At 72.8% G+C, this 16252-nt stretch carries 12 protein-coding genes; 4 read left to right on the forward strand and 8 right to left on the reverse strand.

The window, feature by feature from the left end; all coding sequences use genetic code 11:
- Positions 1–15: 15 nt before the first annotated feature.
- From ACFPCY_RS36695 to ACFPCY_RS36725, 7 genes are all read right to left on the reverse strand, one after another.
- A complete protein-coding gene (locus tag ACFPCY_RS36695) occupies positions 16–858 on the reverse strand; it encodes a S1C family serine protease (protein WP_378263258.1) in 843 nt (280 codons plus the stop codon).
- 815 nt (positions 859–1673) lie between these two features.
- On the reverse strand, positions 1674–3335 hold the full coding sequence (locus ACFPCY_RS36700) for a sensor histidine kinase (protein ID WP_378263260.1): 1662 nt from the start codon (positions 3333–3335) through the stop codon (positions 1674–1676).
- Positions 3336–3685: 350 nt separating this feature from the next.
- The gene (locus ACFPCY_RS36705) at positions 3686–4396 is read right to left on the reverse strand and encodes a response regulator transcription factor (RefSeq protein WP_253883801.1); all 711 of its coding nucleotides are present in this window, start codon (positions 4394–4396) and stop codon (positions 3686–3688) included.
- A 179-nt stretch (positions 4397–4575) separates the two neighbouring features.
- Positions 4576–5676, reverse strand: coding sequence for a hypothetical protein (locus tag ACFPCY_RS36710; RefSeq protein WP_378263263.1), 1101 nt, complete (start codon positions 5674–5676; stop codon positions 4576–4578).
- Between the two features lie 210 nt (positions 5677–5886).
- A complete protein-coding gene (locus ACFPCY_RS36715) occupies positions 5887–6651 on the reverse strand; it encodes a crotonase/enoyl-CoA hydratase family protein (protein ID WP_378263265.1) in 765 nt (254 codons plus the stop codon).
- Between the two features lie 8 nt (positions 6652–6659).
- Complete coding sequence (locus tag ACFPCY_RS36720) at positions 6660–7433, reverse strand: SDR family oxidoreductase (RefSeq protein WP_378263267.1); 774 nt, start codon at positions 7431–7433, stop codon at positions 6660–6662.
- Positions 7434–7735: 302 nt separating this feature from the next.
- A complete protein-coding gene (locus ACFPCY_RS36725) occupies positions 7736–9154 on the reverse strand; it encodes a glycoside hydrolase family 1 protein (RefSeq protein WP_378263269.1) in 1419 nt (472 codons plus the stop codon).
- Positions 9155–9419: 265 nt separating this feature from the next.
- On the opposite strand from ACFPCY_RS36725, the gene ACFPCY_RS36730 reads away from it, so the two are divergent.
- The 3 genes from ACFPCY_RS36730 (at position 9420) to ACFPCY_RS36740 (ending at position 11940) form a co-directional block, all read left to right on the forward strand.
- Positions 9420–9713: a YiaA/YiaB family inner membrane protein gene (locus ACFPCY_RS36730; protein WP_378263271.1), complete on the forward strand. Its 294-nt coding sequence runs from the start codon at positions 9420–9422 to the stop codon at positions 9711–9713.
- Between the two features lie 626 nt (positions 9714–10339).
- Positions 10340–10939, forward strand: coding sequence for a C40 family peptidase (locus ACFPCY_RS36735; protein ID WP_378263273.1), 600 nt, complete (start codon positions 10340–10342; stop codon positions 10937–10939).
- A 587-nt stretch (positions 10940–11526) separates the two neighbouring features.
- Positions 11527–11940, forward strand: coding sequence for a C40 family peptidase (locus tag ACFPCY_RS36740; protein ID WP_378263275.1), 414 nt, complete (start codon positions 11527–11529; stop codon positions 11938–11940).
- Between the two features lie 102 nt (positions 11941–12042).
- On the opposite strand, the gene ACFPCY_RS36745 is transcribed toward ACFPCY_RS36740, so the two are convergent.
- Complete coding sequence (locus ACFPCY_RS36745) at positions 12043–13119, reverse strand: alkene reductase (protein ID WP_378263610.1); 1077 nt, start codon at positions 13117–13119, stop codon at positions 12043–12045.
- 114 nt (positions 13120–13233) lie between these two features.
- Between ACFPCY_RS36745 and ACFPCY_RS36750 the strand changes: the two genes are divergently transcribed.
- Positions 13234–15912, forward strand: a complete 2679-nt coding sequence (locus ACFPCY_RS36750) for a helix-turn-helix transcriptional regulator (RefSeq protein WP_378263277.1) — start codon at positions 13234–13236, stop codon at positions 15910–15912.
- Positions 15913–16252: the final 340 nt, after the last annotated feature.

A 16252-nucleotide genomic window follows, 5' to 3' on the forward strand; every position in this document is an offset into this window, starting at 1 on the left:
GAGTCTCGCGCCGGCTCAGATCGAGCCGGTGGTGAGGATCCGGTTGACCGCCTTCCGGGCGTCGTTGACGGGGATCGCGAACCCGACCCCGATGCTGCCGGAGCCGTCGCCGGAGGTGGCGATGGCCGTGTTGACGCCGATGACCTGGCCCGCGCCGTTGACCAGCGCGCCGCCCGAGTTGCCCGGGTTGATGGCCGCGTCGGTCTGGATCGCGTTCTTGATCACCGTGCTCTGCTGCTGGGTGAACCGGCCCTGCATGAACGGCGGCAGGTCCTGCTGGTCGCCGCCGTCACCGCCGTCACCGCCGTCGCCGCCGCCCTCCTGGATGCTGCGGCCGAGCGCCGACACGATGCCGGAGGTGACCGAGCCGTCCAGGCCGAGCGGGCTGCCGACGGCGAGCACCGGGTCGCCGACCGCGAGCTTGGAGCTGTTGCCGAGCACGGCCGGACGCAGCCCGGACGCGCCCTGCGCCTGGATCACCGCGATGTCGTGCTGCCGGTCCACGCCGAGGATCTTGGCCGGGGCCGTCCTGCCGTCGCTGAACTTCACCGTCACCTGGCGCGCCCCGGACACCACGTGCGCGTTCGTCATGATCGTGCCGTCGGCGCGCAGGATGATCCCGGACCCGGTGCCCTCACCGGAGGTGGCGACCGTCTGGACCGACACCACCGACGGCTGGACGGCCTTGGCGACCTGCGCGGTCGTGGCGTCCCCCTTGGTGGAGACCCCGGCGACCGCCGCCGGGCTGCCGGACGAGTCGGACCCGCCGGTCACTCCGAGCGTCACGGCCGCGCCGACGCCGCCCGCGCCGAGCGCGAGGGCCGCGGCGGCGCCGAGCAGGGCGAGCTTGCGCCGCATCGACCAGGCCCGGGAGCCGCGCGGACCCTGCGGCGGGACCGCGCTCGCGAAGGGGACCGGACCGCCCGGCGGGAACCAGCCTGCACCGTGGCCGCCGCCGGGCGTTCCGGCGATCCCTGGTCCACCGGGCACTCCGGCCGGCGGAGCGGTGGACGCCGCGGAGACGGGCCCGAACCTCGGCCCGTCCGGAGCCGCGAAAACGTGCGGCGTGTGCGAAGACGTCTCGGAAGCGTGCGCAGTCGTCTCGGAAACGTACGGAACCGCGGAAGTGTGCGGAGCCGGCGAGGCGTGCGAAGTCATCTCGGAGGCGTGCGGAGCCGCGAAAGCGTGCGGGGCCTCAGGTGCGTGCGGGGCGGGGTCGCCGCCCGGGACCGGCCCCGCCTGCGGGGACAGGACGGGGGCCGGTCCGGTCCGGGACGGCTCGACGGGGATCAAGCCGTCCCGGACCGAGGTGGGCGCGTCCGGAATGCCTTGCCACGGGGACGGCTCGGCGGGTCCGGACGACCCTGTTTCGGCAACCGGCGGTTCGGGGTTCCGCCGTGCCGTCTGGGGAGGTTCGACCGGGGTCCGGTGAGCGTCCGGCCGCCGCGCGGCGTCCGGTCCGTCCTGGCGAGGAGTGGAGTCCTGCTGGTGGTTGCTCATCCGGTGACCCCCCTGTCGTTCCGTCTGTTTCAGAATGGGCGACGGGTCTGAGACGGGCCTGCACTGAGCCTGAAAGTCTTCTGAATATGGACGGTCTCGTGACCGCATGCGACCGGTCGGGTGCGGTAAAGGCTGCTCGCGGCGGTCGGGGGCGGTGAAGCTGCTCGCGGCGGTCAGTCGGTGTCGAGCGGGAGGATGACGCGGAACGTCGCGCCGGAGCCGGTGCCCGCGTCCACCTCGACGCGGCCCTCGTGCGCGGCGACGAGCGCGGCGACGATGGCGAGGCCGAGTCCCGTCCCGCCGTCCTCCCGGCTGCGCGCCTTGTCGGCCCGGTAGAAGCGTTCGAAGACCCGCTCGGCGTGCTCGGGGCTCAGTCCCGGCCCGTGGTCGGCGACCTCGCAGACCGCCGCCGGGGCGCCCTTCAGCGTGCCCGGACGCAGCCGCACCTCGATCGCCGAGCCGTCCGGCGTGTGGACGATCGCGTTGGTCAGCAGGTTGCCGAGCACCTGCCGCAGCCGCGGCTCGTCGCCGCGGATCTGGTAGGCGACGCTGCCGTCCACGTCCAGGTCGATCGGACGGTCCGGCGCGACGACGCGGGCCTCCTGGACGGCGTCGGCGGCGACGGCGAGCAGGTCCACCGGGCGCCGCTCGACCGGACGCTGCCGGTCGAGCCGGGCGAGCAGGAGCAGGTCCTCGACGAGGAGTCCCATGCGCGCCGCGGTCTCCTCGATGCGTCCGATGAGCCGGTCGAGCTCCTCCGGCGTCCGGGCGGCGCCCTGCCGGTAGAACTCGGCGAACCCGCGGATCGCGGTCAGCGGCGTGCGCAGTTCGTGCGAGGCGTCCGCGACGAACCGCCGCATGCGCTCCTCCGAGCGGAGCGCGTTCTCCTCGGAGTGCCGCGCGGCCTCCTCCGAACGCCGCGCCGCCGCCTCCGAGCGCGCCTGCGCGCCGAACGCCGCCTCGATCTGGCTGAGCATAGAGTTGAAGGACGCGCCGAGCCGTCCGACCTCGGTGGCCGGGTCGGCGTCCGGGACGCGGCGGGACAGGTCGCCGCGCGCGATCGCCTCGGCGGTCGCCTCCATCGTCCGCAGCGGGCGCAGGCTCGCCGTCACGACCAGCGCGGCGAGCGCGCCCAGCCCGCCGACGACGAGGATGCCGACGGTGATGTCGATCGTGACGAGCTGCCGGACGGTGTCCTTGACGTCCTTCAGGTTCCGGCCGACGACGACGATGTCGCCGTTCGGCTCGCCGACGACCATCACGCGCCACTGGGTGCGCTTGTCCGCGCCGCGCAGGGTGGTGATCTCGCCCACCCGGCGCAGCGCCTCGTGGCGGCTGAACCTCGGCATGGTCCGGGGATCGACGCCGGGGCCGGGATTGTCGTTGACGGGGACCCGCCCCTCCGACGGGTCCGACCAGATCTGGACGTACATGATGTCCGGGACGCGCACGAAGCCGGCGTGCCCGCCGCCGAGCGCGGCGTGCACCTTCGCGACCGTGCTCCGGAGCTGGAGGTCCGCCTGCTGGATCATGTAGCCGCGCAGCGCGGCGCTGCCGGCCGCGCCCATCACGGTCAGCCCGAGCGTCACCAGGACGAGCATCCCGACGATCAGCTTCACGCGCAGCGGCACGCGCTGGTACGTCCGCCTGACCTTCGCGGGGAAGCCCTCACCCGCGGCGGGACCGCCTGGAGGCCGTCCGCCCGGAGGCCCGCCGGCCACCGGCGGCGCACCCGCGGGGAATCCGCCCATCGGGGACGCGTGCGCGCCACTCCCCCCGGACACCGAGCCGACCAGCCCGGACGCCTCGAACCCCGGCCCGGAACCGAGCAACACCGCCCCGACCGCCCCCGCACCGGTCGAAGCCGCGCCGGATGAGGCCGCGCCGGCGGAGGCCGCGCCGGTCGAAGACGGACCGGTCGAAGACGGACCGGTCGCAGACGGGCCGGTCGCAGACGGGCCGGCGGAAGTCGTGCCGCTCGAAGCGGGGCCGTTCGAAGTCGGACCGCTGGAGGACGGGCCGGACGAGGACGGGCCGGTCGGAGCGGGGCCGGAGGGTGCGCCGAGGGGCGCCGGGCCGGCCGGAGGCGCGTGCTCCTGGCCGGACGGCGGGCGGACGGGTGCGTGCGGCGGCGCGCCGTCACGGTCGGGTCCCCCTGGAGCCGAGGCGTGGCCGGACGCGCTCATCAGCCCTGGTCGGGAGGCTCGCGCAGGACGTAGCCGACGCCGCGCAGGGTGTGGATGAGGCGGGGCTCGACGTTGTCGACCTTGCGCCGCAGGGCCGACACGTAGGACTCGACGATCCCGGCGTCGCCGCGGAAGTCGTAGTTCCACACGTGGTCGAGGATCTGCGCCTTGGACAGCACGCGGCCCGCGTTGGCCATGAAGTAGCGCAGCAGCTTGAACTCGGTCGGCGAGAGCTGGATGACCTTGCCGCCGCGCCAGACCTCGTGGGTGTCCTCGTCCAGCTCGATGTCGGCGAACACGAGGCGGGGCGGGGGCTCGGAGACGCCGCCGCGGAACCGGCGCAGCACGGCGCGGATGCGGGCGATGACCTCCTCCAGGCTGAACGGCTTGGTGACGTAGTCGTCGCCGCCGATCGTGAGGCCCTTGATGCGGTCCTGGACGGCGTCGCGCGCGGTCAGGAACAGCACCGGCGTGTGGTCGCCGCCGGAGCGCAGCCGCCGGGCCACGTCGAAGCCGTCGATGTCCGGGAGCATGACGTCCAGGACGATCAGGTCGGGGCGGTGCCGCCGCGCGGCCTGCACCGCGTCCGCGCCGTTGGTCGCGGTGACGACCTCGAAGCCGGTGAAGCGCAGGCTCCCGGCCAGCAGTTCGAGGATGTTCGGCTCGTCCTCGACCACCAGCAGGACCGCCTCTGGCGTCCTGCCGGCCATGGTCACCGTCCGCTCAGCCAATGAGAAGAACCCCCTAGTCCAATGTTCCCCGAGGGTTCCAGGCGAACCTGAAGGGACCCTGAACGCGGGCCGTGAGTCCCTTGAGAGGATGTTCAGCCCGTGGAGTCGTGTGACTCCGGAGGCTGGACCGGCGTCCCGTGGCCGGCCGCGGACCCGGGTCAGCCGTAGAGCTCGACGAACGGGGCGCGGGTGCTGCCGGAGCTGGCCAGGCCGACGCTGACGACGCCCTTGGTGCCGGGCCGCTGGTCGAGGTCGGTGACCTGGACGGTGCCCTTGCGGGCGGGCCCGTACAGGGTGGTCCAGGTCTTGCCGTTGAAGTGCAGGTAGCGGGACTTGCCGTTGTTGACGGCCGGGACGACGACCACGCCGCCGCGGCCGTCCGGCGCGATGCCGAGCGGGGCGGCGTTGAGCGGGGTGGTGAAGGACTTCCAGGTCCTGCCGTCCCAGTGCAGCAGCGCGTTGGTCGTCTGCGCCGCCTGCGCGTCCTTGATCGCGTAGACGCTGGTCGGGGACAGCGCGACGATCCGGTAGATGATCGCCTGGTAGGCGTTCACGCCGAACTCGCCGGGCACGTTGATCCGCTTCCAGGACTTCCCGTCGTAGTGCAGCGCCAGCCCGGTGATCTTGCGTCCGTCGGCGGTGGTCGTCCCGGCGAGCCAGACGTCGTTCCTGCTCCGGACGTCCACGGTCGTGATCGTGGTGGACTGCGGGAGCGGCACCTTGGCGCCCACGAAGGACGACCCGTTCCAGCGCAGCACGGCGCTCACGCCGGCGGCGTAGGTGATCCCGGCGGTCGAGTAGGCCGTCCCGTCGGACGCCGCGGACACCTGGAACGGCACCGCGGGCGCGCCGTAGCCGACCTTCACCCACTTCTTGCCGTTCCAGTGGATCGCGGTCGGGGTCATCCACGCGCCGTACCCGACGGCCCAGGCGTTGCTCGCCGACGCGACGGCGACGTCCATCGGGCTGAACTTGACCGGGCTCGCCTGCGCGGCCCAGCCCTTGGCGGTGTAGCGGAGGATGACCGGGTTCGGCGTCGGGACGCTGCCCGGCTTCGGCGCGGCGCCCTTGGAGCCGACGGCCCAGCCGACGTCCTTGCCCGCGAAGTCCACCCGGTCGAGGCTGCCGGAGTACTTCAGGGCGGCGCCGCCGTTGACGTTGCGCCAGCCCGCCGCGAACGCGGCCGGGGAGGCGGCGACGACGAGCGACGCGCCGCAGACGGTGGCGACTGCCGTACTGAGAACCGCGTTCCAGCGCATGGGACCCCACTCACAAGATCGACCAGGATGCGGGAAAGCGTACGGGATGACTTACTGGGAAGTAAGACAAACCCACCGACAACAGGCGTCCGCACCGGCAACAGGCGTCGCGGACGGCGGAACGCCCGGGGCCGCGTGGCCACCGGGCGTTCCGAGTGCTCCGGAATTCCGGGTTTCCGGCTTCTCCGGACGTGCTCCGTCAGGCGCGGGTCACTCGCCCGTCCAGACCGGCTTGCGCTTCTCCGCGAAGGCGGCCGGACCCTCCTGGGCGTCCTTGGAGCCGAACACCGGGATCACGATGTCGCTCTGCTTGCGCCACGCCTCCTCGGCCGTCCAGTCGGCGGACTCGACGATGACCTTCTTGGTGGCGGCGAGCGCCAGCGGGGCGTTCTCGGCGACCTTGAGCGCGAGCTCCTTGGCCGCGGCGAGCGCGCCGCCGTCCTCGGCGAGCCGGTTGACGAAGCCGAGCTCCGCCATCCGCTCGGCGGGGTACTTGTCGCCGGTCAGCGCGATCTCCATGGCGATGTGGAACGGGATGCGCTGCGGCAGCCGCAGCAGCCCGCCGCCGGCCGCGACCAGGCCGCGCTTCGGCTCGGGCAGCCCGAACGAGGCGCCCCTGGCCGCCACCACCATGTCGCAGGACAGCGCGATCTCGCAGCCGCCCGCCAGGGCGTAGCCCTCGACCGCCGCGATCAGCGGCTTGGCCGGGGGCCGCTCCACGATCCCGGCGAAACCGCGGCCCTCCACGGTCGGGTTGTCCCCGGTCAGGAAGCCCTTGAGGTCCATGCCCGCGCAGAACGTGCCGCCCGCGCCGGTGAGGACGCCGATGGACAGGTCCTTGCGCGAGTCGAGGGTGTCGAGGGCGGCCGCGATGCCCTGCGCCACCGCGCCGTTGACCGCGTTGCGGGCCTCCGGGCGGTTGATGGTGATGACGAGGACGGCCCCGTCCTCCTCGACCAGTACAGCTTCGGACATTCAGGGCCTCACTTGGGCTGGAAGCGGATGCCGCCGTCGAACCGGACCGTCTCGCCGTTCATGTAGTCGTTCTCGATGAGCGAGCGCACCAGGTGCGCGAACTCGCTCGGCTTGCCCATCCGCTTCGGGAACGGGACCGGGGCGTACAGCTTGGCCTTGAACGCCTCGGCGGCCTCGCCCTCGCCGTAGATCGGGGTGTCGATGATCCCCGGGCAGACGGTGTTGACGCGGACGCCGATCGCGGCGAGGTCGCGGGCGGCGGGCAGCGTCATGCCGACGATGCCGCCCTTGGACGCCGAGTAGGCGAGCTGGCCGGTCTGGCCCTCCAGCGCCGCGATGGACGCGGTGTTGATGACCACGCCGCGCAGGCCGTCCGCGTCGGCGGGCTCGGTCTTGGCGATCGCCGCCGCGCCGATCCGCATCAGGTTGAAGGTGCCGATCAGGTTCACCTGGATGACCTTGGTGTAGGTCTCCAGGCTGTGCGGGGAGCCGTCGCGGTTGACGGTGCGCTCCGCCCAGCCGATGCCTGCGGAGTTGACGATGATCCGCAGCGGCGCGCCGGTGTCCACGGCCGCCTGGACGGCCGTCTCGACCTGCGCCGGGTCGGACACGTCCGTCTTGACGAAGACGCCGCCCAGCTCGTCGGCCAGGGCCTTGCCCTTGTCCTCGTTCAGGTCCGCGACGACCACCTTGACGCCGTTCGCGGCCAGCTCGCGCGCGGTGGCCTCGCCGAGGCCGCTCGCACCGCCGGAGACGACGGCGGATACTCCGTTCAGGTCCATAAGCAGCACCTTACGTCAGGGACCGAATCTGGTTCGGGGTGATGTTACCCACAGGTTAGGTTACGGTCTCGAACCGGCCCGGTCGTCGCCCGGGTCACCCTCTCCCGGACGGCCCGGGCTCACCCACCGAGCCTAGAGCGGCACGCGGCCGCGCGGCGGCTCACCGAGCGCCCTCCTGGCGGCCGGGTTACCGGGACGGCCTCCTGGGCGACGGGCTCCTGCGCGACGGCCTCCTGGGCGATGGCCTCCTGGGCGACGGGTTACCGGGCGACGGGTTGCCGGGACGGTTACTGCGCGGCGGGTTACTGGGCGGGCGGAGTCTCGGGCAGGAGCAGGCAGGTCAGCAGGTTCTCGACCGTGCACCAGGCGGGCTTGCGCACCGGCACGTAGCCGGACGGGACGCCGCGCTCGGCGATGATCCGCCGGTAGGCCGGGACGGCGTCGGTCGGACGGCGCGTCAGTGCCGGGTCGGTCAGGGCGTCCACGGTGTAGAGGCCGAAGCGCGGCCGGTAGCTGCCCCACTCGTAGTTGTCGGTCAGGCTCCAGTAGTTGTAGCCGATGACCTTGACGCCGTCGCCGATCGCCCGCTGCATCCAGTAGATGTGGTCGCGCAGGTGTTGCGCGCGCGTGTAGCCGTCCTTGCGCGGCTTGCCGTTGTCGGTGACGAAGCCGTTCTCCACCACGTACAGCGGAAGCTTCGGCAGGCGGCGCTGGTAGTTGCGCAGGACGTGGTAGAGGCCGTCCGGTTCGGGATCCACCTTCCACGGCTCGCCCGAGGCCGCGTTCGAGGCGGACAGGTTCGTCAGGCTCGCGCCGTAGTAGTAGTCGACGCCGACGAAGTCGAGCTTGTCGGTCACCTGGTTGAACAGGACGGCGTCCATGATGCCGTTCAGGATCGTCCCGTAGGCGATGTTGCTGGTCACCATCGCGCCGGGGTCGATGCGGTGGATGAGGTCGTAGGCGGCGCGGTGCGTCCGGACGAGGGCGTCCTTCATCGTGTCCGCCTGCGCGAGGGTGAGCGGCGCGTCCACGGACTCGCGGTACAGGTACTGGCTGGCCTCGTTGAAGGTGATCCAGAGGACGCCCATCCGGCGGTAGCGCTGGACGACGAAGCGCGCCTCGTCCAGCCAGTCGTTCACCGTCCGGGGATTCGTCCAGCCGCCCTGGTCGGCGACCCAGCCGGGGTACACCCAGTGGTCGAGGGTGAGCATCGGACGCATCCCGGCGGCGCGGATCCGGCGGACGAGGTCGTCGTAGTAGGCGAGCGCGGCCGGATCGCGGTGGCCGCGCCTCGGCTCGATCCTCGACCACTCGATGGACGTCCGAAACACGTTCACGCCCAGCGCGCGGGCGCGCGCGATGTCTTCCGGGTAGCGGTGCCGGAAGTCGACCGACTGCTTGTACGGATCGGTGACGCCGGGACTTTTGCGCGCGACGTACCGCGTCCAGTTGCTGTCAGGGAAGCTGCCTTCCGACTGGAACCCGGACGTCGAGACGCCCCACATGAAGTTCGCCGGGACTTTCGGCGCCTTGGGGACGCCCACTCGCGCCGCCGCGCCCACTCGCGCTGCCGCGCCCGCGCGCGCTGCCGCGTGCGCTCGCTCTGCCGCGTGCGCCGCCGACCCGGCGGGCACGAAGGCGGACGAACCGGCCAGGACAAGCGCGACCACGGCGGCACGGACGCGCCAGGCGACTCCCACGGCTTCCATGGCGGCTTTCACGGCGGCTCCCTCCAGGGTTCCCGATCACGATCACAAGCGCGGACGAGACGCCCGTCAACCCGGCGTGCCTGACCGGATACGGCACCGCGCACCCCAGCCGGCGACGGCGGACGATGCGCCGCAAACAGGCGACAAGCGGGCGGCGAGCAGGCGCCAGGCAAGCGGCAAGCGGGCGGTTACCTAGGCATCGCGGGCCGCGGGATGAGTAGCGTTGCCCGCTCGGCTACTCAGGCGCGGCCGACCGGCGCGGACGAGACTCACCGGCATGGACAGACTGCTCCTGCTCAAGAGCACGACGGCGTTCTTCATCCAGGCGATCATCTCTTTCATGGTCTCGATGGCGGCGGTGGCCATCGGGATCGTGTACCTGCCCGCGCCCATGTGGGTGCGGGGCTTCCTCGCGCTCGGCATGCTGTACGTGACGACCTCGACGTTCACGCTCGCCAAGTGCGTCCGGGACCGGCAGGAGGCGGCGGCGCCGCCGCGTCCGGGCCCGCCCGGCTCGCCGCTGCCGCCGAACGCCCCCTACGTCGAGTCGTCGTCCGGCTCGTGGGGCTGACCGCACTCCCCCTGGCGAGATTCCTTCGCGAACCCCCTCACGAACACCTCGCGAAGTCCACTCAACCGCCCGTGGCCGGATCGGGCCACCGGACGCGCCGTCAGGAGGCGGCGAAGCGGGCACAGAACGGCGTTCGCCTTCCGGGCGGACGCCGTTCTCGCGCGTCCACGGAACCGGACACCGGGGCATCCGGCGGCCACTTCCTCCGCGTGTCGCCCGATTGTGTCGCGGTTCACAGAACCATAACGGTCGGGCCGTTCGACAGGTATCGATAACGCTCGGTAATCGGCTTTATCTTGATCAACAATGCCTTTCGGCAATTTCCACCATTGCCGCACCGGCGGCCCCCCGTTACGGTGATCGGCGGTCGGAGGCGCGGCCCGAGACGGCCCGCCGCCGGTGCCCCGAACAATGGCCAGCCGCCCCCCCGGACGCCATCCGGAGGGGAGTGGTCCGGAGCGTGGGAAGGTCGCGCCCGGACACGGCGGTCCGCCGAGTCCACGCAGTCCAGAGGCGTGGAGCCGGATCCGGACGTCCCTGCCCGAATTCCTCTTGGGCGTACCGGATCGACGCGAGCCGAGACCTTTGTCCAATCCCGCACTTCGGCTGCCGGTCAGGCGTGAACGGTGACGTTTGGAGCTACCCTGAACGGCTTCGAAATCCCCCAAGGCCCGACTCCCTCCACCCGGCGCACCGCCGCTCCCGCCGGACGGCCGTCCGGTTCCCCGGGACGGCGCGCCCGCGGAGCGCTCGCGCTCGGCGCGCTCTGCGCCGCCGGATCGGTCGTCCTGGCGACGGCCCCGGCCGAGGCGGCGCCCGACACCACCGCCGTGACCAGCGCCTCGACGGCCGCGAAGCAGCGCTCGCGGGCCGCGGTCGCGGTCCGGTTCGCCTACCGGCACATCGGCGACCCGTACCGCTGGGGCGGCAACGGCCCGCACGCCTGGGACTGCTCGGGCCTGGTCGTCGGCGCCTGGCGCAAGGCCGGGGTGCGGCTGCCCCGCACCACCCAGTCGATCTACCGCGCCGTCCCCCACAAGGTCTCCTGGAGCCATCTGCAACCCGGTGACCTGGTGTTCTTCTACAGCGGACGGACCCATGTCGGGATCTACATCGGGCACGGCTACATGATCCACTCGCCGCACTCCGGCACGACCGTCCGCAAGGCGCGGCTGGCCGGTTACTACAAGCGCGAGTTCGCCGGCGCCGTCCGTCCCGGCTACTGAGCGTCACCGGTCGTCCGCCGGCCGGACGCCCCGAAAGCGCCCGGCCGGCGGCCCGGTGATCCAGATCACAACGCCGCAATTGCCTTCGGAAAAGCGCAGGCAGAACCCCGGGAACCGGAACTCGTGCGACCGTTCGCACACGCCCGGCGACGGCCGGGATTTGCCAGCAAAGGCGAACTCTGGCTACGTTCCTGGCGATCACGCGGCACGGACGCCGCCCGACAACAGAACATCCCGACGCGGCGGGGGACACCCCGCTCCGCACCGCCCGCGTCGCGCGCCGAGTCCGTGCAGCCCTGAGGCACGGAGCCGGACGCGGCCCACGGCGTCCCGGATCCGCTCCCCCCGGGAGCGCCCTCCGGTCCGCCCGGTCCGCATCGCGGCCCGCCCTCGCCCCCCTTCGCGAGCGGCGGACGAACACGCCGCACCGGCAGGCACCCACTGCGAGGTCTGGAGCAGTTCTGCATACCCCCCGAACCACCAAGCCGCTGAAGCACGCCGCCGTCGCGGCCGCCATCGCCGTCCTCGGCGGTTCCGCCCTCGTCGCGGCCCCCGCGCACGCGGCCCCGAACTCGCCGGTCACCAGCGTGAGCGCCCTGGCGTCCCTCACCGCCAAGCAGCGCGCCGCCCGGCAGAAGGCCCGGGCGAGGACCGCGGTCCGCTACGCCTACAAGCAGATCGGCGACCCGTACCGCTACGGCGGCACCGGTCCCGGCTCCTGGGACTGCTCCGGCCTCGCCGGCGGCGCCTGGCGCAAGGCGGGCGTGAAGCTGCCGCGCACGACGCAGCAGATCTACCGGGCCGTCCACTACAAGGTGTCGTGGAAGGGCGCCGTCGCGGGCGACCTGCTGTTCTTCTACAGCGGACGCACCCACGTGGGCATCTACGTCGGCAACGGCTACATGATCCACGCGCCCGGTTCGGGCCGGACGGTCCGCAAGGTGAAGCTCAACAGCTACTACAAGCGCGTGTTCGCCGGAGCCGTCCACCCCGGCTACTGAGCGAGGGCCGGACGGCCCTTCGCCGGCACTGAGCACTAACGAAGCCGTGCGTCGCCACAACGCGACGCACGGCTTCGTCGTTCTCCAAGATCCCGGGCCGTTTCAGTCGAGGGTCGGGTAGTCGGTGTAGCCGCGGTGGTCGCCGCCGTAGTAGGTCGCGCGGTCGGGCTCGTTGTACGGGCCGCCCGCCTTGATGCGCGCGGGCAGGTCCGGGTTGGCGAGCCAGAGCTCGCCGAACACGACCGCGTCCGCGACGCCTTCGCGGAGCGCCTCGACGCCGTACTCGGGCTTGGCCGGGAAGGACTCGGGCGTCGGGTGCGGGTTCAGCAGGAGCGTGCCGTCCCAGAACTCGCGCAGCCGGCGGGTCAGGGCGCGGTCGCCGAGCTCCATGACGTGCAGGTAGGCGAGGCCGAGCGGGTTCAGCTCCCGCAGCAGCGCCTCGTACTGCGCCACCGGGTCGCTCTCCTCGACGCCGTTGAGGGACGTCCCCGGCGAGACGCGGAACCCGACGCGGTCGGCGCCGATCGCGTCGCTCACCTCGCGCGCGACCTCGACGGCGAAGCGGTTGCGGTTCTCGATCGAGCCGCCGTAGGCGTCCGTGCGGTGGTTGCTGCCGTCCGCGATGAACTGCTGGATCAGGTACCCGTTCGCGCCGTGCAGCTCCACGCCGTCGAACCCGGCGGCGATCGCGTTGCGCGCGGCGGCCGCGAACTCCTTGATCGTCAGCGCGATGTCGTCGAGGGTCATCTCGCGCGGGACGGGGTGCTCCAGCATGCCCCGGTCCGGCGTGAACAGCTTCTGGCCGGACGCGACCGGGGACGGCCCGAGCGGCAGCGCGCCGTCCGGGTAGAGGTAGGGATGTCCGACGCGTCCCGTGTGCATGAGCTGCGCGACGATCCGTCCGCCCTTCGCGTGCACCGCGTCCGTCACCCGCCGCCACGCGGCCACCTGGTCGTCGTGGTGCAGGCCGGGCGTGAACACGTAGCCCTGGCCCAGCACGCTCGGCTGGGTGCCCTCGGTGATGATCAGTCCGGCTTCGGCACGCTGCGCGTAGTACTCGGCCGCCAGCTCGCCCGCCTTCCCGGCGTCCGCGGCCCGGCTCCGCGTCATCGGGGCCATCACCAGGCGGCTGGGCAGCTCCAGCGCGCCCACCTTCACCGGCTCGAAAAGCTCGTTCATCCCGATCAACTCCCTGTTGGCGATCAGCGTCTTGCCACTGGTCACGAAGGTAGGAGCCGGCGGCTACGGGGCGAATCCGTAAGACTTCGGTACTTGCCCCCGTAAGTTGGACCCGTGCTTTACGGGCGTGACACCGAACAGAACCGAATCGCCGAGTTGCTGGACGACGCGCGCGACAACGGGCGCAGCGGCGTCCTGCTGCTGCGCGGCGAGGCCGGCATCGGCAAGTCCGCGCTCCTGGAGTGGGCCGCCGACGCGTGCGCGCACGAGCGCGTCCTACGCGTCACCGGTTACGAGGCCGAGAGCAACATCGCCTTCGGCGGGCTCAGCCAGCTGCTCTGGCCCGTCCGCGACCGGGTGGAGGCGCTCCCCTCCGCGCAGGCGGAGGCGCTGCGCGCCGCGCTCGGACTCGGACACGCCGCCGACGGCTCCGGCGACCGGTTCGGCGCCGGGCTCGGCCTGCTGACGCTCCTCGCCGACCTCGCCGAGGACGGCCCGGTGCTCTGCCTCGTGGACGACGCGCAGTGGCTGGACGCGGCGAGCGCCGAAGCGCTGCTGTTCGCCGTCCGGCGGCTCGCGGCCGAGGGCGTGGTCGTGCTGCTCGCCGCCCGCGACGACGGCCTGATCGGCTCCGGCCTGCCCGAGATCGAACTGAAACGGCTCGAGAACTGCGACGCGCTGCGCCTGCTCGAAGAGCGGAACCTGCCGGCGGACGCCGTCCACCGGGTTCTGCACGACGCGGCGGGCAACCCGCTCGCCCTGCTGGAGTTCGGCGCCGCCGCACCGTCCTTCCCGGGGATGCTGCCGGTCGCCGACCGCGTCCTCGCCTCGTTCCGCGCCCAGATCGCCGCGCTCCCCGAACGCACCCGCGAGCTGCTGCTGATCGCCGCTGCCGAAGGACGCGGGCACCTGCCGAGCCTCGTCCGCGCCGCCGCGTCCTTCGGCCTCGACCTGGACGACCTGGCCGAGGCCGAACGGCTGCGCATGGTCGAGGTGACCGGCACCGGCATCGCGTTCCGGCACCCGCTGATCCGCGCCGCCGCCTACCAGGGCGCGCCGACCGCCCGCCGCATCACCGTGCACCGCGCGCTCGCGGACGCCGCCGACGACCCCGAATGCCGCGTCCGGCACCGCGCCGCCGCGGCCATGGGCCCCGACGAGGACGTCGCCGCCGAGCTCCAGCTCGCCGCCGAACGCGCGCGCGGCAAGGCGGCCATCGGCGTCGTCGCGCGCCTCTACCGCCAGGCCGCCGACCTCAGCCCGGACGACGACGCCCGGGCCGCGCGCCTCGCGGCCGCCGCCGACGCGATCCTCACCGCGGGAAGCCCCGAGCACGCCGAGGAGACCGCGCGGGAGGCCGCCGAGCTCACGTCCGACCCCGTCCTGCTGGCGCGCCTCGCGCGCGTGCGCGCGACCGTGGAAGTCGAACGCGGCAACGGACGTACCGCCGCGACGCTCCTGCTGGACCACGCCGAACGGTCCGCGCCGTCCGACACCCACGCCATGCTCCGCTCCGCCGCCGCCTACGCGTGGACGAGCGGCGACACGGCGTCCGTGCAGGCCGCCGCGTCCCGCCTCACCGACGACCCGTTCGTCACCGGCCTGGCCGCCCTCACCATCGAGGACTACGAGACCGGCCTTCCGCTCCTCGCGCGGGCCGTGCGCGAAGGCGGCCCCGACGCCGTTCAGGCGGCCGTCATCCTGGGCGCGGACGAGCAGACCCTCGACCTCGCGTCCGCCGCCGCCACCCGAGCCCGCCGCCTCGGCCAGATCGGCTCCCTCCCGGACATCCTGGACGCGCTGGCCCAGGCCCAGATCGCCCTCGGCCTGCACGCCGACGCCGAAGCCTCGGCTACCGAAGCCCTCGCCCTCGCCCGCGACACCGGCCTCTGGCACGGCGGCACCCGCACGGCCGCCGTCCTGACGCGCCTGGCCGCGATCGAGGGCGACGAGTCCTACCTGACCGTCCCGTCCCGCACCCCGGCCGGATCCGCCGCCGCCCTGACGGACGCCTCCCGCGCCCTCCTCGACCTCGCCCGCGGACGCCACGACGACGTCGTCCACCGCCTGGAGGACCTCTTCCACGGCCCCCACCGGCACTCGGCCGGCGTCATGATCGCGTCCGCCGACCTGGTCGAGTCGGCCGTCCGCCTCGACCGGCCCGACCTCGCCGCGACGGCCCAGGCCCGCTTCACCCGCTGGGCGACCGCGGGCGGCCAGCCGTGGGCCCGCGCGATCGTCCTGCGCAACGAGGCCCTCCTGACCGACTCCGAGCCCCCGTTCGTCCAGGCCCTGAACTTCCACGACCAGGCCCTGCGCCCCTTCGAGAAGGCCCGCACCGAACTCGCCTACGGCGAATGGCTGCGCCGCCACCGCCGCCGCGCGGACGCCCGCAACCGCCTCCGCTCGGCCCTGGAGTCCTTCGAACGCCTCCGCGCCACTCCCTGGCTCGACCGCGTCCGCACCGAACTAAGGGCCACCGGCGAGGGCACCACCGCCGCCGTCCCGGCCGCCGCCGCCCTCCTGGACCGCCTGACCCCCCAGGAACTCCAGGTCGTCAAGCTGGCCGCCGAAGGCACCAGCAGCCGGGAGATCGCCGCCCAGCTCTTCCTGAGCCCCCGCACCGTCGAGTACCACCTCTACAAGGCCTATCCGAAACTGGGCATCTCCTCCCGCCGTGATCTGGCCCGCCTTTCTTTCCCCACCGCACCCGCCACCCTCCGCACCCCGGCCTCCCCCAAGCCGCCCCGCCCCCGAATCCCAGTCCCCCAGCCCGCCCAGGGCTGCGCCTGACCCCGCTTTCACATTCGTCCGCAATCCCCGACCAAAAGCCGTCTCCAGCGCGGCGGCCAGCGTCCGTAAGCCCGCTCGCCAACCCCGGACTGCGCCTGATGCGCCTGATGCACCTGATCCACGCCTCACACGCGTTCTCAACGCCTCAACCAGAACCGTCCCCAGCGCAGGAACAGCCCCCGCAAGCCCGACTTCGAACGCTGCGCACAGCAGGCACGACCAGGGCATCCATCCCCGCGCGTTGAGCCGGCGCATGTGAAGAACGCCCCCAGAGCTCCGCGCCACCAGGCGCAGCCTGTGGTCGCCCCTCAGGCAGCGAAAGCAGTGCTGAGGGCGCAGG

The organism is Actinomadura gamaensis (assembly GCF_042652125.1).
Taxonomy (GTDB): Bacteria; Actinomycetota; Actinomycetes; order Streptosporangiales; family Streptosporangiaceae; genus Spirillospora; species Spirillospora gamaensis.

Excerpts from the sequence above, each read along its gene's own strand:
- ACFPCY_RS36730 (WP_378263271.1), top strand. The coding sequence starts at position 9,420 with ATGGACAGACTGCTCCTGCTCAAGAGCACGACGGCGTTCTTCATCCAG.
- ACFPCY_RS36745 (WP_378263610.1), bottom strand. The coding sequence starts at position 13,119 with ATGAACGAGCTTTTCGAGCCGGTGAAGGTGGGCGCGCTGGAGCTGCCC.
- ACFPCY_RS36695 (WP_378263258.1), bottom strand. The coding sequence starts at position 858 with ATGCGGCGCAAGCTCGCCCTGCTCGGCGCCGCCGCGGCCCTCGCGCTC.
- ACFPCY_RS36705 (WP_253883801.1), bottom strand. The coding sequence starts at position 4,396 with ATGGCCGGCAGGACGCCAGAGGCGGTCCTGCTGGTGGTCGAGGACGAG.
- ACFPCY_RS36710 (WP_378263263.1), bottom strand. The coding sequence starts at position 5,676 with ATGCGCTGGAACGCGGTTCTCAGTACGGCAGTCGCCACCGTCTGCGGC.
- ACFPCY_RS36720 (WP_378263267.1), bottom strand. The coding sequence starts at position 7,433 with ATGGACCTGAACGGAGTATCCGCCGTCGTCTCCGGCGGTGCGAGCGGC.
- ACFPCY_RS36715 (WP_378263265.1), bottom strand. The coding sequence starts at position 6,651 with ATGTCCGAAGCTGTACTGGTCGAGGAGGACGGGGCCGTCCTCGTCATC.